Source organism: Pseudoxanthomonas sp. PXM01, assembly GCF_014851815.1.
Classification (GTDB): Bacteria; Pseudomonadota; Gammaproteobacteria; order Xanthomonadales; family Xanthomonadaceae; genus Pseudoxanthomonas_A.
In genome coordinates this window covers 1,830,153-1,853,099 of sequence record NZ_JACVAJ010000001.1, presented here as the reverse complement: position 1 = coordinate 1,853,099, position 22,947 = coordinate 1,830,153, and the positions used below count along the sequence as shown (strand labels likewise).

The window sequence follows — 22,947 nt, the reverse complement described above, 5'->3', positions numbered from 1 at the left end:
TGCCATTGCATCCCGCATTCCCGGACCCCATCCATGAAGACGACCTCCTTCCTGCTTGCCGCGACCGTCCTGATGAGCACCCCGATCACCTCCGCCCTGGCCGCCAGCGCCACCCCGCCCGACGTGGCCAAGAAGCCGCACGTGGTCAAGGCGCCGCACGGCGCCGAGCGCAACGACGAGTACTACTGGCTGCGCGACGACAAGCGCGAGAACAAGGAGATGCTCGCCTACCTCAATGCCGAGAACGCCTACACCGACACGGTGATGGCGCCGTTGAAGCCGCTGGAGGACAAGCTTTACAACGAGGTCGTCGCGCGCATCAAGCAGGACGACGCCAGCGTGCCGTACCGCGAGCGCGGCTGGTGGTACTACGCGCGCTTCGTGACCGGCAAGGACTACCCCGTGCATGCGCGCCGCAAGGACGCTCCGGGCGTGGATGCGGTGTCGATCCAGGCGGCCAACGCGGCCGGCGACTTTGCCGGTGAGCAGGTGCTGCTGGACGTCAATGCGCTGGGCGAAGGCAAGGACTATTACAGCGTCGGCGACTACGAGGTCAGCCAGGACAACCGCCTGCTCGCCTACGCCGACGACACCAACGGCCGTCGCCAGTACACGATCCGCTTCAAGGACCTGGACACCGGCGAGATCCTGCCGGACACCGTGACCAACGCCGAGCCGAACCTGGTCTGGTCCAACGACGGCAGCACGCTTTTCTACGTGGACAAGGATCCGGAGACCCTGCTCAGCAAGCGGGTGAAGTCGCACGTGCTGGGCACGCCGTTCAGCGACGACAAGCTGGTGTACGAAGAGGAAGACGACAGCTTCTACATGGGCATCGGCCGCACGCGCGACGATCAGTTCATCTGCATCGGCGTGGAAAGCACCGTGTCCTCGGAAATGCGCTGCACGCCGGCCGCCAGCCCTGGCGTGTTCACCGTGCTGGCGCCGCGCGAGCGCGACGTCGAGTACCAGGCCGACCACTTGGGCGACCGCTGGGTCATCCGCACGAACGCCGATGGCGCGACCAACTTCAAGGTGGTTACCGCGCCGACCGGTTCGACCTCGCGCAAGGACTGGAAGGACTGGATCGCGCACCGCGACGACGTGTTCGTCGAGGGCATCGAACTGTTCGACGGTTTCAGCGTGGTGTCCGAGCGCGCCAATGCGCTGGAGAGCCTGCGCGTGATCAAGGCCGACGGCAGCAGCGATTACGTCAAGGCCGACGAGTCCGCCTACTCGATGGGCCTGTCGGCCAATACGGAGACCGGCACCGACTGGCTGCGCTACAGCTACACGTCGATGACCACGCCGGCGACCACCTACGAGATCAATACGAAGACGGGTGAACGCCGCCAGCTGAAGCAGCAGCCCGTGCCGGGCTACGACGCGTCGAAGTACGTGACCGAACGGGTATGGGCGCCGGCCCGCGACGGCAAGACCAAGATCCCGGTGACGCTGGTGTACCGCAAGGACGTGGCACGCGACGGCAAGGCGCCGATGCTGCAGTACGCCTACGGCAGCTACGGCTCGTCGATGGATCCGAACTTCAGCATCACCAACATCAGCCTGCTCGACCGCGGCGTGGTCTACGCGCTGGCGCACATCCGTGGCGGCCAGGAAATGGGCCGTACCTGGTACGACGACGGCAAGCTGTACAACAAGATCAACACCTTCACCGACTTCATCGACGTCACCGACTACCTGGTGAAGGAAGGCTATGCGGCCAAGGACCGCGTCGCCGCGATGGGCGGTAGCGCCGGCGGCCTGCTGATGGGCGCGGTGTCGAACATGGCGCCGGAGAAGTACAAGGTCATCCTGACCCTGGTGCCCTTCGTCGACGTGGTCACCACGATGCTGGACCCCAGCATCCCGCTGACCACCAACGAGTACGACGAGTGGGGTAACCCGGAAGAGAAGGGTTACTACGACTACATCCTGAAGTACTCGCCGTACGACAACCTGCAGGCCAAGGCCTACCCGGCGATGTTCGTCGGCACCGGCCTGTGGGATTCGCAGGTGCAGTACTGGGAGCCGGCCAAGTACGTCGCCCGCCTGCGTGACCTGAACACGAGCAAGGAAACCGTCGTGTTCCGCACCAACATGGAAGCAGGCCACGGCGGCAAGTCGGGCCGATTCCGCCAGTACCGCGAGCGGGCCGAGATGTACGCCTTCATGCTGGACCAGCTGGGCGTGGCGTCGAAGTAACGGCGCCGGTCGGGAACAGGAAGAGCCGGGGCAACCCGGCTCTTCGCGTTCTGGCAGGGCTGGCCGGGACAGGAGGCTTCAGGTCTGCCCCGCCACGACCGATAACCCGGTGAGTCGTCGGGAGAGGGTGGCAGGTCATGGCAAGGTGGGGCGCGGTGGTCCGATCCGCGCAAATCGTATTTGCGCCGTCCGCCATGGATTTGGGGTACAAGGTCGCCGTGCACGATGCTTCTCCCCCGCCGCCGCGTGACCTGCCCGACGCCCGTCCGGTGCGCTTCCGCTGGGCATGGTGGTTGTTGGCCTACGCCAGCCTCGGCATGGGCATCCTGGGCGTGTTCGTCCCCGGGCTGCCGACCACGGTCTTCATCCTGATCGCCGCCTATGCCGCGTCGCGCGGCTCCGAGCGCCTGCACCGCTATCTGGTCACGCACCCGCGCTTCGGTCCGATGATCCACGACTGGCACCGGCATCGTGCGGTCTCGCGTCGCGCCAAGTGGGCCGCCACATGGACGATGCTGGCGAGTACCGCGGTCCTGCTCGTGGCGATGCTGTGGCTGGGTTCGCACCGCTGGTGGATGGTGGCGCTGCCGATCGCGTGCATGGCCGCCGTGGGTACCTGGCTGTGGCTGCGTCCCGAGCCGCCGCGCGCCGGGTAAACGGCCATCGGCGTTCATCGCGCTGTGGCTATACTCGCGGCATGAATCGGAATGCCCGTCTTGTCCTCGCCGCCGCCCTGATGGCGGTCCTGTCCGCCTGCGGTGCCAAGGGCCCGCTGTTCATGCCGGAGAAGCCGGTCGAAGAGGCGCCTGCCGCGCCCGCCGAGGCCGCACCGGCAAGCAGCGACACGCTGCCTCCGGAACCCCCGATCGATCCCGCCACGGTGCCTGCCACCGACGGGAATGGCTGATCCCTCGCACACGCGGTCCACGGCGATGCGGTTCACCAAGATGCACGGGGCCGGCAACGATTTCGTCGTGCTGGACCTGCGCGACGGCCTGCCACCACCGGATGCCGCGCTTGCCGCGGCGCTCGCCGACCGTCACCGGGGCATAGGCTGCGACCAGATCCTGACCATCGAGCCGCCGCGCAGCGCCGGTTCGGTCGCGGCGTACCGCATCTGGAACTCCGATGGCTCGCCGTCGCAGCAGTGCGGCAACGGCGCGCGCTGCGTGGCGGCCTGGCTGGTGCGTGATGGCGCGGCGAACGGCGACACGTTCGAGGTCGACAGTCCGCTGGCCACGCATGCCGTGGAGCGCATCGGCGCACACCGCTATGCCATCGCGATGGGTGTGCCCGAGTTCGTGCCGGCCCGCATCCCGTTGCAGGGGTTCGAGCACGCGCGCGCGGAGTACGACATCGATGTGGACGAAGGCCTGCGCCTGCGTTTCGGCGCGGTGTCGATGGGCAACCCCCATGCCGTCATCGAGGTGCCTTCCGTCGACGGCGCCCCCGTCCACCATTACGGCCCGCTGCTGCAGCGCTCGCGGCACTTCCCGGAGTCGGTCAACGTCGGTTTCGCCGAGGTGGTGACGCGCGACCGCGTCCGCTTGCGCGTGTACGAGCGTGGCGTGGGCGAAACGCTGGCCTGCGGCAGCGGCGCCTGTGCCGCGGCGACGGTCCTGATCCACCGCGGCCGGGTGGACCGCGACGTGGCCATCGTGCTGCCGGGCGGCGAGTTGCGCATCCGCTGGCCGTCCGACGACGCGCCGGTCATCATGTCCGGGCCGGCGGCATTCGTATTCGAAGGGGAATGGAAAGCATGAGCGAGACACTGGAAAAACTGGGCGCCCACGACGTCGCGGCGTGGCTGCGGCGGCACCCGACCTTCCTGAAGCAGTTCCCGGACCTGGCGCTGAGCCTCGTCGTGCCGCGCGACGAGGGCCCCACGGCATCCCTGGCCAGCTACCAGCTGGATGTTCTGCGGGACAAGAACCGCGAGTTGTCCCGGCGCCTCGGCGATCTGTTCGCCAATGCGCAGGAGAACGAACGCCTGGCCGTCCGTACGCATCAGCTCGCATTGACGCTGATGAAGCAGGGCTCCGCCGCCGACACCGTGCGGGCGATGGCCGCATCGCTGGCCGAAGACTTCAATGGCGACCGCGTCAGCATCGTGCTGCTCACGCCGGTGGCCGGGCTGGAGGAAAGCGACTGGTTGCAGGTGGTGCCGGCGGACAATCCGCACCTGGCGCCGTTCCGCGACTGCCTGCGCGATGGCGAGCCGATCTGTGGCCGCCTGCAGCCGGAGAAGCACGTGCTGCTGTACGGCGCGCGCGCCGAGGATGTGGCGTCATCGGCGTTGCTGCCGCTTCCAGGTATCGGCCTGGTCGCCGTCGGCAGCCGCGACGGCAACCGCTTCTATCCCGGCATGGGCACGCTGTTCCTGCGCATGATGGGCGAAACGCTGGTCACGGCGCTGAAGCGGTTCGAGGCCTGATCGCGCGTCGTCATCGGGAAGCGCGCATGCACACCGTCGATGACTTCCTTACGCATCTCGAGGTCGAGCGCCGCGTGTCCGCGCACACGCTGGATGCCTATCGCCGCGATCTCAGCGCGTTGACCGAGTGGGCGCAGTCCCAGGGCATCGCCGATCTTGCGGACGTGCAATCGGAACAGCTGCGCGGCTTCGTCGCCAGCGAGCACCGGCGCGGCCTGTCGCCGAAGAGCCTGCAGCGCCGGTTGTCCGCGTGCCGCAGCTATTACCAGTGGCTGCTCAAGCATGGCCGCATCCCGGCCAGTCCCGCCGCGGCGCTGCGCGCGCCCAAGGCGCCACGCAAGTTGCCGCAGGTGCTGGATGCGGACGAGGCCGTCAGGCTGGTGGAGGTGCCGACCGATGCGCCGCTGGGCAGGCGTGATCGCGCGCTGCTCGAACTCTTCTACTCCTCCGGTCTGCGCCTGAGCGAACTCTGCGCCTTGCGTTGGCGCGACCTCGACATGGCCGGCGGCATGGTCATCGTGCTCGGCAAGGGCAGCAAGGAGCGCAAGGTGCCGGTCGGCTCGCACGCGCGCAACGCGCTGGCCGAATGGCGCCAGGAACGACCAGCGGCGAACGAGGGCTTCGTGTTCCCCGGCCGTGGCGCCGGGCCGATCTCGCAGCGCGCCGTGCAGATCCGCATCAAGCAGCTCGCGCAGCGGCAGGGCCTGTTCAAGCACGTGCATCCGCACATGCTGCGGCACAGCTTCGCCAGCCACATCCTGGAGTCGTCCGGCGACCTGCGCGGCGTGCAGGAACTGCTGGGCCACGCCGACATCGCCACCACCCAGATCTATACGCACCTGGATTTCCAGCACCTGGCCAAGGTGTACGACGCGGCGCATCCACGGGCGAAGCGCAAGAAGGGCTGAACCGGTACGTCGAAGGTCATGCTTGAACGCGGAATCGGCGTCCCCACCTCTGTGGGAACACCCCGGAGGCCTCCATGGACCCCAGTCAGAATCCCAACGTCTTCCACGCCACCACCATTCTTTCCGTCCGCCGTAACGGCCATGTTGCGGTCGCCGGCGACGGCCAGGTGACGCTGGGCCACACCGTGATGAAGGGCAATGCGCGCAAGGTGCGCCGGCTCGGCCGTGACGGCCAGGTGCTGGCGGGCTTCGCCGGCGCTGCAGCCGATGCATTCACGCTGTTCGAGCTGTTTGAAGCCAAGCTGGAGAAGCACGGGCAGCTGACGCGTGCGGCCGTGGAACTGGCGAAGGACTGGCGCACCGAGCGCCGCCTCGGCAAGCTCGAGGCGCTGCTCGCGGTCGCCGACAAGGAAACCTCGCTGATCATCAGCGGCACCGGCGACGTCATCGAGCCGGAGGACGGCATCATCGCGATCGGTTCCGGCGGTTCCTACGCGCTCTCCGCTGCGCGCGCGTTGCTGGCGCACACGGAGCTGGACGCGAAAGCCATCGCCGTCGAGTCGCTGAACATCGCCGGCGACATCTGCATCTACACCAACCGCAACGTCGTCGTCGAAGAGCTCTGAGCCGCGACGCCGCACGTTCCGTCCCCCCTCTTCCTATCGCAAAGCCATGACCGATACCACGTCCTCTACCATGACCCCGCGCGAAATCGTGCAGGAGCTCGACCGCCACATCGTCGGCCAGCACGCCGCCAAGCGCGCGGTCGCCATCGCGCTGCGCAACCGCTGGCGCCGCATGCAACTCGATGCCGGGCTGCGCAACGAAGTGATGCCCAAGAACATCCTGCTGATCGGCCCGACGGGCGTCGGCAAGACCGAGATCGCGCGCCGGCTGGCGACGCTGGCCAATGCGCCGTTCGTGAAAGTGGAAGCTACCCGCTTTACCGAAGTCGGCTACGTGGGCAAGGACGTCGAGCAGATCGTCCGCGACCTGGCCGACACCGCGGTGAAGATGTACCGCGAGCAGGCCAAGGCGCGCATGCGCACGCAGGCGGAGGAGCGCGCCGAAGACCGCATCCTGGATGCGCTGCTGCCGCGACGTGATGCCGCAGGTGGCAACGGGTTCGGCTTCGGTGCCAGCACCACGACGGTCGACATCGGTGCAGAGCCTTCGTCGAAGGAGTCGGAAACCCGGCAGAAGCTGCGCCGTCAGTTGCGCAACGGCGATCTCGATGATCGCGAGATCGAACTGGAGCTGGCGGCCAACGTCGGTGTCGACATCATGACCCCGCCAGGCATGGAAGAAATGGGCCAGCAACTGCGGCAGATGTTCTCCAGCCTGGGCGGCGCCAAGACCCACAAGCGTACGGTGACCATCAAGGCCGCGCGCCCGCAGCTGGTCGAGGAAGAAGCCGCGAAGCTGGTCAACGAGGACGATATCCGCGCCGCCGCCATCGAGTCGTGCGAGCAGCACGGTATCGTCTTCATCGACGAGATCGACAAGGTCGCCAAGCGCAGCGGCAACATGAGCGGCGCCGACGTCAGCCGCGAAGGCGTGCAGCGCGACCTGCTGCCGCTGGTGGAAGGCAGCAACGTGTCGACCAAGTACGGCACGGTGAAGACCGACCACATCCTGTTCATCGCCTCGGGCGCGTTCCACCTGGCCAAGCCCAGCGACCTGATTCCCGAGCTGCAGGGCCGGTTCCCGATCCGCGTGGAGCTGTCGGCGCTGAGCAAGGAGGATTTCATCCGCATCCTCACCGAGCCCAAGGCGGCGCTGACCAGGCAGTACGTGGAGCTGATGAAGACCGAGGGCGTCGCGTTGCGCTTCACCGACGACGCCGTCGACCGCCTGGCCGAGATCGCGGCGCTGGTCAACGAGCGCCAGGAGAACATCGGCGCGCGACGCCTGCACACCGTGCTGGAACGCCTGTTGGATACGTTGAGTTACGAGGCGCCCGATCGCGATGGCCAGAGCATCACCATCGATCGCGCGTATGTCGACGCGCATCTTGGCGAACTGGTGCAGGATCCGGACCTGAGCCGCTACATCCTGTGATGCCACGAACCCGCCGCAAGGCGGGTTCTTCGCTTCGGAAGGGCATCGCTCCGTCGGTTACAATCGATGCACCTGTTTTTACCTCCCGGTTTCGATGAGTACGTTGCCTCCTTGTCCCCAGTGCGCTTCCGTCTACACCTACGAGGACGGCGCCCAGCTGGTCTGTCCGGAATGCGGACACGAATGGTCCGCCGAGGCACCAGGCAGCGGCGACGACGAACGCGTCATCAAGGATGCGAACGGCAACCTGCTGCAGGACGGCGATACCGTCACCGTGATCAAGGACCTGAAGGTCAAGGGCTCGTCGCTGGTGGTGAAGGTCGGCACCAAGGTCAAGAACATCCGCCTGGTCGATGGCGACCATGACATCGACTGCAAGATCGACGGCATCGGCGCGATGAAGCTCAAGTCGGAGTTCGTGCGCAAGGCCTGACCCGCGTTTCTCCCTCTCTCGACGGACACGGAAGACCGCATGGAAAACCTCCCGCAGGCATCGCCGGACAACGCGGGTCGGACCGTGCTGGTGGTGGGAGGCGCGGGTTTCATCGGCGGCTATCTGGTGGCCGCGCTCCGCCGGCACGGCTGGCGCGTGCTGCGGGCCGTGCGAGCCAGAGGACGGCCGCTCGCGGACGACGAACGCGCCTGCGACCTGCAGGCGATGGTGCGGGCGGACGACTGGATCCCGCTGCTCGATGGCGTGGATGCCGTCGTCAACGCTGCCGGCATCCTGCGCGAGGAGGGTGGCCAGACATTCGAGGTTATCCACGTCGACGCGCCCCTCGCGCTCGCGCAGGCCTGCGTGGCGCGCGGCGTCTGCCGTTTCGTGCAGGTCTCGGCCCTCGGCCTTCCGGAAGACGGTCCGTTCATCGCCTCCAAGCATCGTTTCGACGAGCGACTCGGCGGCCTCGCATTATCGTCCGTCGTGCTCCGTCCCTCGGTGGTGTATTCGGTCAGCGGTTCGTATGGCGGCACCTCGCTGCTGCGTGCGCTGGCGGGATTCCCCGGCTTCCAATGGCTTCCGGGCGATGGGCGCTGGCAGGTGCAGCCGCTGGCGGCGGAAGACCTCGGGGAACTGGTCGCGCGCGCGGTGTCGGGCACCGTCACCGGCATCTACGATGTGGGCGGTCCCGCACCGCTCTCGTTGCGCGACTACCAGGGGCAGTGGCGGCGCTGGTTGCGGGTTCCGGGAGAGCGCGTCGTCGCCGTGCCCGAAGCCGCGGTGTCGCTTGCCGTCACCGCGATGGAAGCGCTTGGGCGCGGTCCGGTGGGACGCACGATGTGGCGCATGCTCCAGCGTGGCAACACGACGGCGCCGGATGCGGGCGAGCGGCTGGCGGCCGATTTCGGCATGCGGCCGCGCACGCTGGAGGATGCGCTCGCATCGGCGCCGAGCCAGGTGCAGGACCGTTGGCAGGCGCAGCTCTATTTCCTTGCGCCCGCCTTGCGATGGTCGGTGGTGGCGCTCTGGTTGTTGTCGGCGCTGGCCGGCTTCCTAACCCCGGCGGCCGATATCCGGCGCCTGTCCGCCGGCACGCCGCTGGATGCGATGAGTCCTGTGCTGCTGGCCCGGGGTGGTGGCGTGGCCGACCTGCTGCTCGGACTGTGGCTGGCCAGCGGCTGGCGCCCCCGTGCCGCGGTCTCCGCGATGCTGCTGTTGCTGCTCGCCTATACGCTGGTGCTCGGCACCGCCGTGCCGGCGCTCTGGTGGGACCCGCTGGGCGGACTGGCGAAGAACCTGGTGCTGCTGCCGGCCCTGGCCGTGCTGTGGGTCCTGACGGAGCGCCGCTGATGACGTACCTGTGGGTGAAGTGGATCCACATCCTCGCCTCGACCCTGCTGTTCGGCACGGGCCTGGGCATCGCCTTCTTCATGTGGCTGGCACACCTGCGCGGCGATGCCCGCGTCATCGCGGCCACGGCGCGTACGGTGGTGATCGCCGATGCGTGCTTCACGGCGCCCGCCGTGGTGGTGCAACTGGGCACCGGCCTGTGGCTGACGCACCTGCTTGGCCTGCCGCTGGACGTGTTCTGGGTGAAGACGGCGCTGGTGCTCTTCTTCGTGATCGGCGCCTGCTGGTTGCCGGTGCTGTGGCTGCAGGTCCGTGCGCGCGATCTCGCGTCGCAGGCGGCGTCCTCCGGCGCGCCGCTGCCGCCGGCTTACCACCGCGCGATGCGGTGGTGGTTCTGGCTGGGCTGGCCTGCCTTCATCAGTGTCATCGCCATCTTCTGGCTGATGGTGGCGAAACCGTCCTGAGGATACCTGGCGCTCAGTCCTCGCCGATGTCCTCGTTCCACACCTCGGGATTGGCGCGGATGTAGCCGCCGAGCAGATCGATGCATTCCTGGCTCTGCAGGTCGACGACGTTGACGCCGGACTCGCGCAGCCAGTCGATGCCGCCCCGGAACGTCACCGATTCGCCCACCACCACGGTACCGATGTTGAACTGACGCACCAGTCCGCTGCAGTACCAGCAGGGCGCCAGCGTCGTGACCATGATCGTGTCGCGGTAGCGACGCTGACGGCCGGCCTTGCGGAACGCGTCGGTTTCGCCATGCACGGAGGGGTCGCCTTCCTGCACGCGCCGGTTGTGGCCGCAGCCGAGCAGGCGCCCATCCTGATGGTAGAGAGCGGCGCCGATGGGAATGCCGCCTTCGGCGAGTCCCTGCCGGGCTTCGGCGATGGCGGTCTGGAGAAGGGCGCGATAGTCGATGGCGTGGTCCATGCGGAAGAAAGTCGGCGACGTCGGGCGCGCAGGATCACACACTTGGAGAATGTGATGCCACTCACGGCGGATACGCCGGCGAGCGGTTAGAACGCAGGACGCGGTGCGGAAGGCGCACCGGAACCCGGGGAGTCGGAGATCATGGGGAAGGATGCCAGGGCGGCGCCGTGCCGCGCGTGGGCGATGGCGGTGCTGGTCATGTGTGCAATGTCGGCCGCACGCGCACAGACCATCGAACAGGGATTGCTGCACCTCGAATGGGGCGATCCACCCCCTGCGGCGAAAGGACAGCCGCGGCTTGCGCCGCAGTTCAACGCCTCGCTGCTGAAGGACGACGGGACCCGCATCCGCCTCGACCCGGCGCAGGCGAAGCTCGCCGCGGGCGACCTGTATGTGCTGGCCAACCGCCGCGTCGCCGTGGCCTTCGCGCCCGCAGGACGCATCATGTCCTCCATGCCGGCCATCGAGGCGATCGTGCCCGCCGATCGCGTGGCGTCGTCCGCATCCGTGCAGGCCGCCAACGCGCGCGTGATGGCGGCGGCGCCGATCAGCGGCACCACGCGCTGGGTGACGCTGATGTGCAAGTTCAGCGACATCGCGGACGAACAGAAGGACCAGGCCTTCTTCCAGTCCCAGTACGGCGAGGGCGTGGGCCAGTTGGGCCACTACTGGCGAGAGGTGTCGTACAACAAGATCAACCTAACGGGCAGCACGGCGCATGGCTGGTACACGCTGCCGAATCCGCGATCCACCTACGTCACGACGGTGGACGGCAAGGACAAGGCGGACCTCAACAAACTGTTCGCCGACTGCGCGTCGGCCGCGCCGGACACGGTCAACCTCACCGCGCCGGTGGGCATCAACATGATGTTCAACGGCAATCTGGACGGTTACGCCTGGGGCGGACAGAGCTGCGCCACGGTGCGTGGCGCGCGCCTGTGCAAGCGGGTCACGTGGAATCCTCCGTGGTCGTTCGGCAACCTCGCGCCACTCGCGCACGAGATGGGGCACGGCTACGGCCTGCCGCACTCCGACAATTCCGACGGAGACGACGACACCTACGACAATCCGTGGGACGTGATGAGCGACAGCTGGTCGAATGCGGTCGGCGATACCACGTACGGTACGCGTCCTAAGCACATCAACATCTTTCAGCGCCACCGGCTGAGCTGGGTCGATGCACCGCGCCAGCAGATCGTGGCGCTCGGCGACCAGGCGCCGCGCGATGTCGCCCTCGATTACGCGCACATTGCCGGATCGACGAACGTGCAGATGCTGGTGCTCTCGCTGTCGCCGCAGGCCGATCCCTATGCCACCGTGGTGTACACCCTGGAAGCGAGAAAGCGCGAGGGGCCGTACGAAGGCAGCCTGGCGGGCAATGCGGTGATCATCCACAAGGTCGAGCGGTCCGGGACGGCCTACAGCATCGATGCCGACGTGCCGCCCGCCAACCGTTCGAACAACGAAGGATCGATGTTCAAGGTAGGCGAGCGCTGGCTTACGCCCGAGGGTTCGCACGTGGTCACCGTCAAGGCGCAGACGGCGACCGGCTTCGTGCTGACGGTCGGGCAGGCGCGGGTGATGAGTACGCCGTTGCCGCCGCGATTGAAGCCGGATGCCGTGTCGCCATCTTCCCTCGCCTTGCCGGCCGCGCAGCCGGTATCCGGCGGCGCACGCGAGCGCACGCCGACCGTCGCGCACTGCACCGCGGGCGGCATGCGCTCGCCTGTCATCGCATGTGCGATCCGCGAACGCTGACTGTAGGGGATGTCCCTACATGTTCCGGTGCGCCCCGACATCGCGTGAGTGCGCGTTGTCGGGACGGAAGACGATGATGTTCGCGATCGATTCCTGACCTGCATCGCAGTTCGGAACATCCAGCGCGATTCGCGCGAAAGTCCCCTCAAGACCTCCTGCTTCCTGCCGACACCCCGACCATGGCGGCGTCATCTCGACCCGCCGGCTGCAAATGGGGTCGCGCGTGGTCAAACACCGATCAGCCGACACGCGATGCAGGAGCGTTCGGGCGCTCTTCGTCGCTGGAATGTCGGTATTGGCATGCATCCTCCCCGTCCTTCCTCTGAAGGCGGAAACGGTGGTGCAGGGAACATTGCAGCTGCAGTGGGCGGATCCTCCGCGCGCGCTGCCGGGGCGTGTGCAGGCGCAGCCGCAGCTGGACGCCTGGCTGGACATGGGCCCCGGGCAGCGCGTGGCGCTGGACGTGGCGCAGGCGCAGCGCGCGGCGGGCGACCTGTATGCGCTGGCGAACCGCCGCGTAGCGGTGTCGTACGACACGCGCACGAGCATCGCGACGTCGTCGAAGGTCATGTCCGCCTCCGGCGCGCTACCGGCGATCAGCACCATCGTGCCGACGGACAGGCTGCCGCAACGTGCGCTCGCGATGGGTGCGGACGGACGCGTGATGTCGTCGGCACCGATACTCGGTGCGACCCGCTGGGTCACCCTGATGTGCAAGTTCGCCGACATCGCGACCGAGCAGAAGCCGCGCAGCTTCTTCCAGGACCAGTACGGCAACGCACCGGGACAGCTGGGCCACTACTGGGCCGAGGTTTCTTACGGGCAGATCAACCTGGCGGGCAGTTCCGCACACGGCTGGTACACGTTGCCGAAGCCGCGCTCGGCCTACCTGGCGGACGTCAACGGCAAGCAGAAGGCGCAGCTGTCGGAACTGTTCTCCGATTGCGCGTCGGCCGCCGATGCCGACGTCGACTTCGCCGGCATCCAGGGCGTCAACCTGATGTTCAACGGCGAACTCGACGGCAATTCGTGGGGCGGCGGTGCCTGCGCCACGCTGGACGGCACCTACACGTGCACGCGGGTGACGTGGAGTCCGCCGTGGTCGTTCGCCAATCTCGCACCGCTGGCGCACGAGATGGGTCATGGCTACGGACTGCCGCATTCCAACAACTCAGACGGCGACAGCGATACCTACGACAATCCGTGGGACGTCATGAGCGATGCGTGGCGCCACGCGACCACCGATGCGACCTACGGCCTGCTCCCGAAGCATCCGAACATGTACCAGCGCGAGCGCCTGGGCTGGCTGCCGGCGTCGCGCAAGCGCATCGTGGCGGCCAACAACCGCGAGACGCTGGAGTTCGTGCTGGATGCGGGAAGCGTCATGAAGACGGCCAACACGCAGCTGGTGGTGCTCGCCCTCCCGGCGCAGCCGGATCCGTACAAGACCGTGATCTACACCCTGGAGGCACGCCGCCGCACCGGCACGTACGAAGCGAACCTGGCGGGCGATGCGGTGATCATCCACCGGCTCGAGGACTACGGCATCGCCTACAGCGTCGACCGCGATACGCCGGCCGCGAACTTCTCCAGCAACGAAGGCTCGATGCTGAAGGTGGGAGGGCGCTGGAGCACGCCGGACGAACTGCACTGGGTGGAAGTGGTGTCCGCCACCGCGCAGGGATTCGTGGTGCGGGTCGGTCCCCGTCCGCGCGCCATGAGCTCCCCGGCTCCCGTGCTGGTGCGCCCGACGCCGGTGGCGTCGTCGTCTCCCGCGACGCCACGCCCTTCCAGCCCCGCGCCGGCTGCCCGGCCGCAGGTGGCGCGTCGGCGCGGCTGCGATGCGTTGCCGACCCTGTTGCGGCTGGCCCCTGTCTGCGCGCTGCTCGAGCGCTGAGCGTGGCGTGGCTTCGATCTTGAGCAGAGAGTGTCGATGTAATCGCATTCCCATGTGACAGGACGTGCGAGGAGCGGACACGGCCGCATTCGTATGCGTTCCGACGGAATGCGCAAAGCAGCGCAGACGAAGATCGACGTGCATTCCAGAAACGGAATGTCGCCGCCGAAAACGCGGATCCGCTTGCCGCATTGGACGCGTCTTGGCGATGTCCCGAGTAGTCGCGCGTCACTGCGCGAACTCGGAGTGAATGATGGGCGTGAACAATGGGGCCGCGCGGCGCGCGGTCGCGCGGTGCTGTGCGCTCGTGGCGTGCCTGTTTGCGGGTGGGGCGATGGCGATCGACACGCAGCGGGACGATGTCGTGCATGGCGTGCTCCAACTGCGGTGGGGCGACGCACCGCGCGCACCGCAAGGCGTTGCGCCGTCGTCATCGCCGTTCGAAGCATGGCTGGATGCAGGCCCCGGCAAGCGCTATCGGCTGGACGTGGCGCAGGCCCGACGGGCGGCAGGCGACCTGTATGCGCTGGCGAACCGCCGGGTCGCGGTGTCCTACGACACGCGCGGGAACACGGCCTCAGCGGACAAGCTGATGTCCGTCTCCGGCCCCGCACCGGCGATCAGCGCCATCGTGCCGGCGGATCGGGTGCCGCAGCGCGCGTTGGCCGTGGGCAAGGATGGTCGGGTGATGGCGGCGGCGCCGATGATCGGCCGTACGCGCTGGATCACGCTGATGTGCAAGTTCGCCGATGTCGCCGCCGAGCAGAAGCCACGCGCCTATTTCCAGTCCCAGTACGGCAACGCGCCGGGCCAGCTGGGCCACTACTGGTCCGTCGTTTCGCAAGGCGCGATCGACTTGGAAGGCAGCAGTGCGCACGGCTGGTACACGCTGCCGAAGCCGAGATCGGCCTATGTCGCGATCGTCGAGGGCCGGCCACGGGCGGACCTGTCGCTGCTGTTCGCCGACTGCACCGCACAGGCCGATGCGGCGGTCGATTTCGGTGGTGCGCAGGGCGTCAACCTGATGTTCAACGACGAACTCGATGGCCGTGCATGGGGCGGAGGCGCCTGCGCGATGCTCGATGGCAGCTACACCTGCACGCGTGCGACGTGGAATCCGCCGTGGTCGTTCAACAACCTGGCACCGCTCGCGCACGAGATGGGGCACGGCTACGGGTTGCCGCACTCGGACAACTCCGACGGCGACAACGACACCTACGACAATCCCTGGGACCTGATGAGCGATGCCTGGCGCGGGGCCGTCACCGATACGACCTACGGTTTGCTGCCGAAGTACCTGAGCGCTTACCAGCGCGAACGGCTGGGTTGGGTGGCGCCGGATCGCAAGCACGTCCTCGTCTCGGACAACCGCGACACGCACGAGATCGTGCTGGACGCGGCAGGCATGGAAGGCACCGGTGGCGTGCAGCTTCTGGTACTGGCGATGCCGGCGCAACCGGATCCCTACAAGACCGTCATCTACACGCTGGAGGCGCGTCGTCGTCATGGCCTCTACGAGTCTGCGCTGGCGGGCGATGCGGTGATCATCCATCGGATCGAGGACTACGGCATCGCCCGCAGTGTCGATACCGACACGCCGGCGGCGAATTTCTCCGGCAACGAAGGTTCGATGCTGAAGGTGGGCGAGCAATGGAGTACCCCCGATGAGCGCCACTGGGTGCAGGTGGTCTCGGAGACGGCGCAAGGTTTCGTGGTACGGGTGGGGCCGCGTCCGCGCGCGATGAGCGCCCCGACGCCTGCCCTGCTGCAAGGCGCCGGCAAGCCGCAGACGGGCGCGGCGCTCAGGACGCTGCCGTCTGCGGCATCGTCTGCGGTCGTCACGCGCACCGCAGCCGCTTCGGCGCCACGATCACGCGGATGCGAGCGCATGCCACGTCTCCTGCGGATGCCGATGGTGTGCGCCTTGCTGACCCGGTGATGGATCTGGAGGGGTGTGGGGTGGGCGGAAACCGTCGGAACGTGCGCTGCATCGCGGATTGGAACAAGCGGTGGCACCGGTCATGCGACCGGTTTCCTGCTTGGACGCCGGATCGCGATAAAGCTTAGATCGTGAGTGTGATGTCACGACAGGGAGACCGACGTGGGATCGCAGCGAACTGGGAAAATGACCGTCCGTCCGGCCCTCGCAGGTGTCGTGATGCTGGTGGTCGGTGCCTGTCTGAACACGCACGCCATGGCGCGCGACATCGTGCAGGGCACGCTGCAGCTGCGGTGGGGCGATGCACGCGCTGCGCCCCAGGGCCATGTGACGGTGCCACCCACGATTGAGGCCTGGCTGGAGCTCGGGCCGGGCCTGCGCTATCGGCTGGACGAGGCCGAGGCCACGCGCGCGGCGGGCGATCTTTCCGCATTGTCGAACCGGCGTGTGGCCGTGTCTTACCGGCCGCGGGGGAGCATCGCGGCGGATCCCGCCATCGAGGCGATCGTGCCGGTCGGACGCCTGCCGCAACGCGCCACCGCACGCGACGCCGGTGGACGTATTGCGATGGCCGAGCCCTTGGTGGGCGGCACCCGCTGGGTGACGCTGATGTGCAAGTTCGCCGACATGGCGGTGGAACCGAAAACGCGTGCGTTCTTCCAGGCACAGTACGGCAACGCGCCGGGCCAACTGGGCCACTACTGGTCGGAAGTCTCCCAGGGCGCCATCGATCTGGCCGGCAGCGCGGCATACGGGTGGTACACGTTGCCGGCGGTGAGGTCCGACTACATCACCGGGATTGCGGGGAAGCCTCGCGCCGACCTGTCGCGCCTGTTCAACGACTGCGTCGCACAGGCGGAAGCGGATGTCGATTTCCGCCACGTGCAGGGCATCAATCTGGTGTTCAACGGCGAACTCGATGGTCGCGCATGGGGAGGCGGGGCCTGCGGCCTGCTCGAGGGCGTGTATGCCTGCACCCGTGCGACCTGGAGTCCGCCGTGGGCGTCGGACAACATCGCCAGCCTGGCGCATGAGATGGGGCACGGTTACGGGTTGCCGCATTCGGACAACTCCGATGGCGATGCCGATACCCACGACAACCCGTGGGACCTGATGAGCGATGCCTGGCGCCATGCCACCACAGATCCTGTGTTGGGCCTGCTGCCCAAGCACCTGGCTATGCACCAGCGGGATCGCCTGGGATGGGTTCCAGCGGCACGCAAGCAGGTCGTGCCGGCGGACAACGAGGCGACCCACGACATCGTGCTGGAGGCGGGCAGTGTGGCGGCATCCAGCCAGGTGCAGCTGGTGGTGCTGGCCGGTGCGGCACAGCCCGACCCCTACCAGGCCGAGTTCTACACGGTGGAAGCCAGGCGTCGCAGCGGAGCCTACGAGTCCTCGCTGGCCGGCGATGCAGTGATCCTGCATCGGGTAGGCGGCAACGGTGTGGCCTACAGTGTCGACACCGACACACCGCCTGCCGACCTGTCGGGCAACGAAGGCTCGATGCTGAAGGTGGGAGAGCAATGGAATACACCGGATGGCCGGCACTGGGTCTCGGTGGTGGCCTCGACACCCACGGGTTTCCGGGTGCGTATCGGGCCACGTCCACGCGTCATGAGCACGCCCGCGCCTGCGCTGGAACGCAGCCTGCCTGCCTTGTCCGCCACGCCTGTGGCGACGGGACGCATGGATGCCGGCATACCAGCGGGCAAGCGTCCGCACATGGGGAGCATCTGCGGCCTGCTGGCACGGCGATGGCCGGCATCGGCGGCCTGCGCGTCGTCCGAACGGTGAACGGACCGCGGCCGGCGGGTAGTGCGATAATCCGGCCATGAGCGAATCCCCCTACGAACGCGGCACCACCCATTTCGGCTTCCGCGACGTCGCCGCCAAGGACAAGCAGAAGCTCGTCGGCGAGGTCTTCACCTCGGTGGCCGGCAAGTACGACCTGATGAACGACCTGATGAGCCTCGGCATCCATCGGGTCTGGAAGCGCTACTTCGTCGGCACCTGCCAGGTGAAGCGCGGCGACCGGGTGCTCGATCTGGCGGGCGGCACCGGCGACATCGCCGCGCTGCTGAAGGATCGGGTGGGCGACACCGGCCAGATCGTGCTGGGCGACATCAACGCCGGCATGCTGTCGGTCGGTCGCGACCGTATGACCGACCGCGGCGTGGTGCAGGGCCTGGAATACGTGCAGTGCAACGCCGAGGCGCTGCCCTTCCCGGACGCCAGCTTCGACCTGGTCACGATCGCCTTCGGCCTGCGCAACGTCACCGACAAGGCCGCCGCGCTGCGCGACATGCACCGTGTGCTGAAGGTCGGCGGCCAGGCACGCGTGCTGGAGTTCTCCGAGGTCACGGTGGACTGGTTCAAGCCGGTGTACGACTTCCATTCGTTCAAGGTGCTGCCGAAGCTGGGCCAGCTGTTCGCCCAGGACGCCGGCAGCTACCAGTACCTGGCCGAAAGCATCCGCCAGCATCCTCCGCAGGCCGAACTGCAGGGCATGATGGACGAGGCCGGCTTCGCCCGGACCAGCTACAAGAACCTGTCCGCCGGCATCGTCGCGATCCATACCGGCTACAAGGTCTAGGGGCGGCCGGGCCCCGGCGCGGTAAACTGGGCACTTCCCCCGTAGCGCTGGAAGTCCCCTGATGCGTTCTCTGGCTTTGCTGTTGTCCTGCGCCGCCGTGCTGGCGGCCGGTTGTTCCAAGGAACCCGAACCCGCTCCCGTGGCCGCCACGCCCCCGCCCGCCGTCGAAGCGCCCGTCGATCAGGACGAGCACTCCTACGCCGAACCGCGCAAGGTCGCCATCGACGACCTGGCGCTGGATATCGCGGTCGACTTCGACGCCAAGACCATCGGCGGCACCGCGACCTACACGCTGGACTGGAAGGACAAGGCCGCCACCCAGCTGGTGCTGGACACGCGCGATCTGACCATCGCCAAGGTCGAAGGCGAAGCCAACGGCGCCTGGGCGCCGCTGCAGTACGCGCTGGCCGACAAGGACGCGGTGCTGGGCAGCAAGCTGACCATCGAGACGCCGGCCCGCAACGCCAAGGTCAAGGTCACCTACACCAGCTCGCCCGAGGCCTCGGGCCTGCAGTGGCTGACGCCGGAAATGACCGAAGGCAAGCAGCTGCCCTTCATGTTCAGCCAGTCGCAGCAGATCCACGCGCGCAGCTGGGTGCCGCTGCAGGACACGCCGCAGGTGCGCTACACCTACAGCGCGCACGTGACCTCGCGTCCGGACGTGATGGTGCTGATGAGCGCCGACAACGACCCGGCCGCCGCACGCGACGGCGACTACAGCTTCAAGATGCCGCAGAAGATCCCGTCGTACCTGATGGCGATCGCCGCCGGCGACCTGGTGTTCAAGCCGATCTCCGCGCGCAGCGGCGTATGGGCCGAGCCGGCGATGGTCGACCGCGCGACCAAGGAGTTCGAAGACACCGAGAAGATGATCGCCGCCACCGAGCAGCTGTACGGCCCCTACCGCTGGGACCGTTACGACATGCTGGTGCTGCCGCCCTCGTTCCCGTACGGCGGCATGGAAAACCCGCGCCTGAGCTTCATCACGCCCACCGTGATCGTCGGCGACAAGACGCTGGTCTCGCTGATCGCGCATGAACTGGCGCACAGCTGGTCGGGCAACCTGGTGACCTTCTCCAGCGCCAAGCACGGCTGGCTCAACGAAGGCTTCACGAGTTACGTGGAGAACCGCATCGTCGAGGCGCTGTACGGCAAGGAAACCGCGAGCATGGAGTACTCCATCGCCCGCAACAGCCTGAAGAAGGAAATCGGCACGATGCCGGAAGCGACCCAGTCGCTGGCGGTCAAGCCGGGCACGCAGCTGGATGCCGATGACGCGCTGAGTGCGGTGTCGTACGACAAGGGCGCGTGGTTCCTGCAGTTCCTGGAGGAGCGTTTCGGCCGGCAGGAGTTCGACGCCTTCCTGCGCGGCTACTTCGACCACTTCGCCTTCCAGAGCATCACCACCGAGCAGTTCCTCGACTACGCGAAGAAGAACCTGCTGGACAAGCATCCCAACCTGGTCACCGACGCCGAGATCCAGGCCTGGGTGTACGGCACGGGCATCCCGGCCAACGCGCCGCAGGTGCAGTCGCGTGGCTTCTCCAACACCGATACCGCGCGCATCGCCTGGCAGGGCAGTGGCCAGCTGCCGAATGCGCAGCTGACCAGTGCCTGGGTGACCCAGCAGTGGGTGCATTTCCTCGAGGGCATGGGCCAGACGCTGACGGTCGAACAGCTTAAGCAGCTGGATGATGCCTACCACTTCACCGGCACGGCCAACGGCGAGATCGCGATGCGCTGGTATCCGCTGACGATCCGCAGCGGCTATGTCGATGCGCAGCCTGAGATCGCCAAGTTCATCGAGCGCGTCGGCCGCCGCAAGCTGATCATGCCGATCTACGAGGAACTGGTGAAGACGCCGGAAGGCCTGGCGTTGGCGAAGGAAAGCTTCGCGCGCGCCAAGCCGGGCTACCACCCGATCACGACCGGATCGGTCGAGGCGCTGCTGGCGAAGGCGCCGGCAAGTCCGTAACGCATGGCGTTGCGCCTCACCCGCACACGGACGGTCGCCCTGGTGGCGGCCGTTCTTGTTTGCGTGCTGGCCGTGTGGATCTGGCGCGATCCGATGGTGCCGCTGCGCAACGGCATGGCGGTGCAGGGCTGGTGGGCGGGACTGGTGGAGCGTCGCGTGGTCGTCGATGACCATCGTTGGGCCTACGACGAACGCGAGGCGAAGGATCCCACCGCGCCGACGGTGGTGATGGTGCACGGCTTCACCGGCAGCAAGGAGAACTGGTATCCGCTGGCGGCGCGGTTGCGCGACCGTTACCGACTGGTGATCCCGGACCTGCCCGGTTGGGGCGAAAGCCAGCGCATCGACGGGGCGGACTATGGGTTCAAGGCGCAGGCTGCACGGCTGGCGGATTTCCTGCGCGCGATCCGCCGCGATGGCAGCCCCATCGTGCTGCTTGGCCATTCTATGGGCGGCGGCATCGTCGCGATCACCGCCGCGGAGCACCCCGAGCTGGTCGCACGCGTGGCCCTGATCGACGCCGCGGGCGTGCGCTTCAACGACAACGCCTTCGGCATCGAGGTGCTGGAGGGGCAGAATCCGTTCGCGGTCCACGATGCCACTTCGCTGCAGCGCTACCTCGACACCGTCTTCCACGATCGCGCCGCGCAGCCCGCCATTCCATGGCCAGCGTCGAAGGCCGTGATCGACTGGCGTATCGCACAGGCGCCGTTCGAGCAGCGGGTGCTGGACCGCATCGGCCGCAGCGACGAGCGCTTCCTGCCCGGCGAGAGGGCCGCTTCGATCCGGCAACCCACGCTGCTGCTGTGGTGCCGGCAGGACCGCGTGATCGACCCCAGCGCGATGGCGCTGTACGCCAAACAGATACCGCAGGCGATCCAGGTTTCACTGGACGGTTGCGGCCACATGTCCATCATGGAAAAACCCGACGACGTGGCGGCTGCGGTCGCCCAGTTGATCCAGCGAGGCGCCTCACGATGAAGAAGAACGCAATGAAACCCCTGTTGCTGGCGATCGCCTGCGCGCTGGCCGTGTCGGCCTGCGGCGACCGCGAGGCCGAACGCGCCGCCGCCGCCGCGGCCCAGGCGGCTGCCATCGAGCAGCAGGCCGATGAACTGGCGAAGAAGTACGACAGTGCGGCGGCCTCCGGCGACTGGGACATGGCGCGCATCCACGGCGTCGCGCTGCTCGACCAGTACCCGCAGAGCACGGCGGCCACGCGCATCGGCCCGACGCTCGACGAGGTGAAGGGCAAGGCCGAGGCGGTGCGCGACCAGCGCAGGATGGAAGCGCTGTGGGCCTATGCACAGGTGGCGATCGGTGGCGGCAGCCAGCGTTCGGCGATGATCTACAGCAAGGAACCGGTGGACGTGGACGGCACCGGCGCCAAGCCGGTGCAGCTGGTGTTCCGCGATCACCCGGAGTGGAAGCGCAGCAGCTACCTGGTGCTGCAGGCCAGCGACTTCGCCAAGGCGTGCTACAGCCGCTGCCAGGTGACGGTGGTGGCCGACGGGGCGGCACCGAAGCGCATGGCCGCACATCGTCCTGACACCGACGAAGCCACGGCGATGTTCATCGACGACAACAAGGCCCTGTGGCGCCTCGTGCGCAAGACCAAGGTGCTTGAAGTCGAGTTCCTGGTGAAGGATGGCAGCCCGCGCAAGGCGGTGTTCGAAACCGGTGGACTGGATGGCAGCCAGATGCCTGGCTGGGACTGATCGCGGTGTCGGCGACGGGTGTCGATGCGCCGTCGCTGTCGGCGCTGCGCCACTGGGTGTTCGATCTGGATGGCACGCTGACCGAAGCGGTGCATGATTTCGTGCTAATACGGCGCGCGCTGGACATCCCGCTGGAAGACGACATCCTGGCCCATCTGGCGGCGTTGCCGGCGAGTGAGGCGCAGGACAAGCGCGCGTGGCTGATGCGGCACGAGCGTGGCCTGGCCGAAGCAGCGACGGCCGCCGCAGGTGCGGTCGCACTGGTGCGCGCCCTGCATGCGCGGGGCTGTCGTCTCGGTATCCTTACCCGCAATGCGCGCGAACTGGCCTGGGTGACGCTGGCGACCATCGGACTGGCCGACGTGTTCGACGAGGCCGACATCATCGGGCGCGACGAAGCGGCGCCCAAGCCCGCGCCGGACGGCCTGCACTACTTCGCGGCGCGCTGGAACGTGCCGCCGGCGCAGATGGTGATGGTCGGGGATTACCGCTTCGACATCGAGTGCGGCATCGCTGCCGGCACGCGGACCGTGCTGGTGAACTGCAGGGAAGAGACGTGGTCGACGCAGGCCACGTGGCGCTTGGCCGATTGCGCGACGATCCTGGCGGGACTCGGCCCCACGCAGGTGGAAGGCGGCCAACGCGACCGCGTGGAGTGAAGCGCGCATCACCCCGCCGCAGCCCGCGAGCAGGCTATCCTGCGGCTGCCGGGGGTGGCGCTTCGGCTGCCCGGC

General features: G+C 67.6%; 21 protein-coding genes and 1 pseudogene. 20 read left to right on the top strand and 2 right to left on the bottom strand.

The features are described from left to right. Positions 1–33 precede the first annotated feature (33 nt). The 11 genes and pseudogenes from IB230_RS08525 to IB230_RS08475 all read left to right on the top strand — a co-directional run bounded on the left by IB230_RS08525 (position 34) and on the right by IB230_RS08475 (position 9,861). A complete protein-coding gene (locus tag IB230_RS08525) occupies positions 34–2,205 on the top strand; it encodes a S9 family peptidase (protein WP_225589309.1) in 2,172 nt (723 codons plus the stop codon). Between the two features lie 194 nt (positions 2,206–2,399). Beyond that, positions 2,400–2,861 carry a YbaN family protein gene (locus tag IB230_RS08520; RefSeq protein WP_192270918.1) on the top strand — a complete coding sequence of 154 codons (462 nt, stop codon included), beginning with the start codon at positions 2,400–2,402 and terminating at the stop codon, positions 2,859–2,861. 41 nt (positions 2,862–2,902) lie between these two features. Beyond that, complete coding sequence (locus tag IB230_RS08515) at positions 2,903–3,112, top strand: lipoprotein (RefSeq protein ID WP_192270916.1); 210 nt, start codon at positions 2,903–2,905, stop codon at positions 3,110–3,112. A gap of 25 nt (positions 3,113–3,137) precedes the next feature. Beyond that, complete coding sequence (dapF, locus tag IB230_RS08510; RefSeq protein WP_225589303.1) at positions 3,138–3,968, top strand: diaminopimelate epimerase; 831 nt, start codon at positions 3,138–3,140, stop codon at positions 3,966–3,968. Then, positions 3,965–4,639 carry a DUF484 family protein gene (locus tag IB230_RS08505; RefSeq protein ID WP_192270913.1) on the top strand — a complete coding sequence of 225 codons (675 nt, stop codon included), beginning with the start codon at positions 3,965–3,967 and terminating at the stop codon, positions 4,637–4,639. Before dapF ends, IB230_RS08505 begins: the two co-directional genes overlap by 4 nt. A gap of 17 nt (positions 4,640–4,656) precedes the next feature. Further along, positions 4,657–5,547 (top strand): annotated as a pseudogene (gene xerC, locus IB230_RS08500) (tyrosine recombinase XerC); the annotation flags it as partial. Between the two features lie 74 nt (positions 5,548–5,621). Beyond that, positions 5,622–6,173: an ATP-dependent protease subunit HslV gene (gene hslV, locus IB230_RS08495; RefSeq protein WP_192270910.1), complete on the top strand. Its 552-nt coding sequence runs from the start codon at positions 5,622–5,624 to the stop codon at positions 6,171–6,173. Positions 6,174–6,219: 46 nt separating this feature from the next. Beyond that, the gene (gene hslU, locus IB230_RS08490) at positions 6,220–7,608 is read left to right on the top strand and encodes an ATP-dependent protease ATPase subunit HslU (RefSeq protein ID WP_192270909.1); all 1,389 of its coding nucleotides are present in this window, start codon (positions 6,220–6,222) and stop codon (positions 7,606–7,608) included. Between the two features lie 94 nt (positions 7,609–7,702). Further along, positions 7,703–8,041 carry a zinc ribbon domain-containing protein YjdM gene (locus tag IB230_RS08485; protein WP_192270908.1) on the top strand — a complete coding sequence of 113 codons (339 nt, stop codon included), beginning with the start codon at positions 7,703–7,705 and terminating at the stop codon, positions 8,039–8,041. A gap of 39 nt (positions 8,042–8,080) precedes the next feature. Then, complete coding sequence (locus tag IB230_RS08480) at positions 8,081–9,397, top strand: DoxX-like family protein (RefSeq protein WP_192270906.1); 1,317 nt, start codon at positions 8,081–8,083, stop codon at positions 9,395–9,397. After that, positions 9,397–9,861: a DUF2269 domain-containing protein gene (locus tag IB230_RS08475; RefSeq protein ID WP_192270904.1), complete on the top strand. Its 465-nt coding sequence runs from the start codon at positions 9,397–9,399 to the stop codon at positions 9,859–9,861. The genes IB230_RS08480 and IB230_RS08475 overlap by 1 nt, the downstream gene beginning before the upstream one ends. A 13-nt stretch (positions 9,862–9,874) precedes the next feature. On the opposite strand, the gene IB230_RS08470 is transcribed toward IB230_RS08475, so the two are convergent. Then, entirely contained in the window at positions 9,875–10,330 is a 456-nt protein-coding gene (locus IB230_RS08470) for a nucleoside deaminase (RefSeq protein ID WP_192270903.1), read from the bottom strand. Between the two features lie 141 nt (positions 10,331–10,471). Between IB230_RS08470 and IB230_RS08465 the strand changes: the two genes are divergently transcribed. Continuing rightward, positions 10,472–12,088 (top strand): hypothetical protein, encoded by a 1,617-nt coding sequence (locus IB230_RS08465; protein WP_192270902.1) that lies wholly within the window; start codon positions 10,472–10,474, stop codon positions 12,086–12,088. Positions 12,089–12,103: 15 nt separating this feature from the next. Here the strand turns inward: IB230_RS08465 and IB230_RS08460 are convergent, their stop codons facing one another. Next, positions 12,104–12,394: a hypothetical protein gene (locus IB230_RS08460; protein WP_192270901.1), complete on the bottom strand. Its 291-nt coding sequence runs from the start codon at positions 12,392–12,394 to the stop codon at positions 12,104–12,106. A 34-nt stretch (positions 12,395–12,428) separates the two neighbouring features. Here IB230_RS08460 and IB230_RS08455 point away from each other — a divergent pair, with 34 nt between their 5' ends. From IB230_RS08455 to IB230_RS08420, 8 genes are all read left to right on the top strand, one after another. Continuing rightward, positions 12,429–13,985: a hypothetical protein gene (locus IB230_RS08455; protein WP_192270900.1), complete on the top strand. Its 1,557-nt coding sequence runs from the start codon at positions 12,429–12,431 to the stop codon at positions 13,983–13,985. A 334-nt stretch (positions 13,986–14,319) separates the two neighbouring features. After that, a complete protein-coding gene (locus IB230_RS08450) occupies positions 14,320–15,924 on the top strand; it encodes a hypothetical protein (protein ID WP_192270888.1) in 1,605 nt (534 codons plus the stop codon). 186 nt (positions 15,925–16,110) lie between these two features. Next, positions 16,111–17,721 (top strand): hypothetical protein, encoded by a 1,611-nt coding sequence (locus IB230_RS08445; protein WP_192270886.1) that lies wholly within the window; start codon positions 16,111–16,113, stop codon positions 17,719–17,721. A 37-nt stretch (positions 17,722–17,758) separates the two neighbouring features. Continuing rightward, positions 17,759–18,520 carry a bifunctional demethylmenaquinone methyltransferase/2-methoxy-6-polyprenyl-1,4-benzoquinol methylase UbiE gene (gene ubiE / locus IB230_RS08440; RefSeq protein WP_192270884.1) on the top strand — a complete coding sequence of 254 codons (762 nt, stop codon included), beginning with the start codon at positions 17,759–17,761 and terminating at the stop codon, positions 18,518–18,520. Between the two features lie 61 nt (positions 18,521–18,581). Further along, positions 18,582–20,495, top strand: coding sequence for a M1 family metallopeptidase (locus tag IB230_RS08435; RefSeq protein ID WP_192270881.1), 1,914 nt, complete (start codon positions 18,582–18,584; stop codon positions 20,493–20,495). 3 nt (positions 20,496–20,498) lie between these two features. Next, positions 20,499–21,476 carry an alpha/beta hydrolase gene (locus IB230_RS08430; protein ID WP_192270879.1) on the top strand — a complete coding sequence of 326 codons (978 nt, stop codon included), beginning with the start codon at positions 20,499–20,501 and terminating at the stop codon, positions 21,474–21,476. 11 nt (positions 21,477–21,487) lie between these two features. After that, positions 21,488–22,213 carry a hypothetical protein gene (locus IB230_RS08425; protein ID WP_192270878.1) on the top strand — a complete coding sequence of 242 codons (726 nt, stop codon included), beginning with the start codon at positions 21,488–21,490 and terminating at the stop codon, positions 22,211–22,213. Next, the gene (locus tag IB230_RS08420; RefSeq protein WP_192271410.1) at positions 22,210–22,872 is read left to right on the top strand and encodes an HAD family hydrolase; all 663 of its coding nucleotides are present in this window, start codon (positions 22,210–22,212) and stop codon (positions 22,870–22,872) included. The genes IB230_RS08425 and IB230_RS08420 overlap by 4 nt, the downstream gene beginning before the upstream one ends. Positions 22,873–22,947 lie beyond the last annotated feature (75 nt).

Excerpts from the sequence above, each read along its gene's own strand:
- IB230_RS08525 (WP_225589309.1), top strand. The coding sequence starts at position 34 with ATGAAGACGACCTCCTTCCTGCTTGCCGCGACCGTCCTGATGAGCACC.
- IB230_RS08520 (WP_192270918.1), top strand. The coding sequence starts at position 2,400 with ATGGATTTGGGGTACAAGGTCGCCGTGCACGATGCTTCTCCCCCGCCG.
- IB230_RS08515 (WP_192270916.1), top strand. The coding sequence starts at position 2,903 with ATGAATCGGAATGCCCGTCTTGTCCTCGCCGCCGCCCTGATGGCGGTC.
- dapF (WP_225589303.1), top strand. The coding sequence starts at position 3,138 with ATGCGGTTCACCAAGATGCACGGGGCCGGCAACGATTTCGTCGTGCTG.
- IB230_RS08505 (WP_192270913.1), top strand. The coding sequence starts at position 3,965 with ATGAGCGAGACACTGGAAAAACTGGGCGCCCACGACGTCGCGGCGTGG.
- hslV (WP_192270910.1), top strand. The coding sequence starts at position 5,622 with ATGGACCCCAGTCAGAATCCCAACGTCTTCCACGCCACCACCATTCTT.
- hslU (WP_192270909.1), top strand. The coding sequence starts at position 6,220 with ATGACCGATACCACGTCCTCTACCATGACCCCGCGCGAAATCGTGCAG.
- IB230_RS08485 (WP_192270908.1), top strand. The coding sequence starts at position 7,703 with ATGAGTACGTTGCCTCCTTGTCCCCAGTGCGCTTCCGTCTACACCTAC.
- IB230_RS08480 (WP_192270906.1), top strand. The coding sequence starts at position 8,081 with ATGGAAAACCTCCCGCAGGCATCGCCGGACAACGCGGGTCGGACCGTG.
- IB230_RS08475 (WP_192270904.1), top strand. The coding sequence starts at position 9,397 with ATGACGTACCTGTGGGTGAAGTGGATCCACATCCTCGCCTCGACCCTG.
- IB230_RS08470 (WP_192270903.1), bottom strand. The coding sequence starts at position 10,330 with ATGGACCACGCCATCGACTATCGCGCCCTTCTCCAGACCGCCATCGCC.
- IB230_RS08465 (WP_192270902.1), top strand. The coding sequence starts at position 10,472 with ATGGGGAAGGATGCCAGGGCGGCGCCGTGCCGCGCGTGGGCGATGGCG.
- IB230_RS08460 (WP_192270901.1), bottom strand. The coding sequence starts at position 12,394 with ATGCATGCCAATACCGACATTCCAGCGACGAAGAGCGCCCGAACGCTC.
- IB230_RS08450 (WP_192270888.1), top strand. The coding sequence starts at position 14,320 with ATGGCGATCGACACGCAGCGGGACGATGTCGTGCATGGCGTGCTCCAA.
- IB230_RS08445 (WP_192270886.1), top strand. The coding sequence starts at position 16,111 with ATGACCGTCCGTCCGGCCCTCGCAGGTGTCGTGATGCTGGTGGTCGGT.
- ubiE (WP_192270884.1), top strand. The coding sequence starts at position 17,759 with ATGAGCGAATCCCCCTACGAACGCGGCACCACCCATTTCGGCTTCCGC.
- IB230_RS08435 (WP_192270881.1), top strand. The coding sequence starts at position 18,582 with ATGCGTTCTCTGGCTTTGCTGTTGTCCTGCGCCGCCGTGCTGGCGGCC.
- IB230_RS08430 (WP_192270879.1), top strand. The coding sequence starts at position 20,499 with ATGGCGTTGCGCCTCACCCGCACACGGACGGTCGCCCTGGTGGCGGCC.
- IB230_RS08425 (WP_192270878.1), top strand. The coding sequence starts at position 21,488 with ATGAAACCCCTGTTGCTGGCGATCGCCTGCGCGCTGGCCGTGTCGGCC.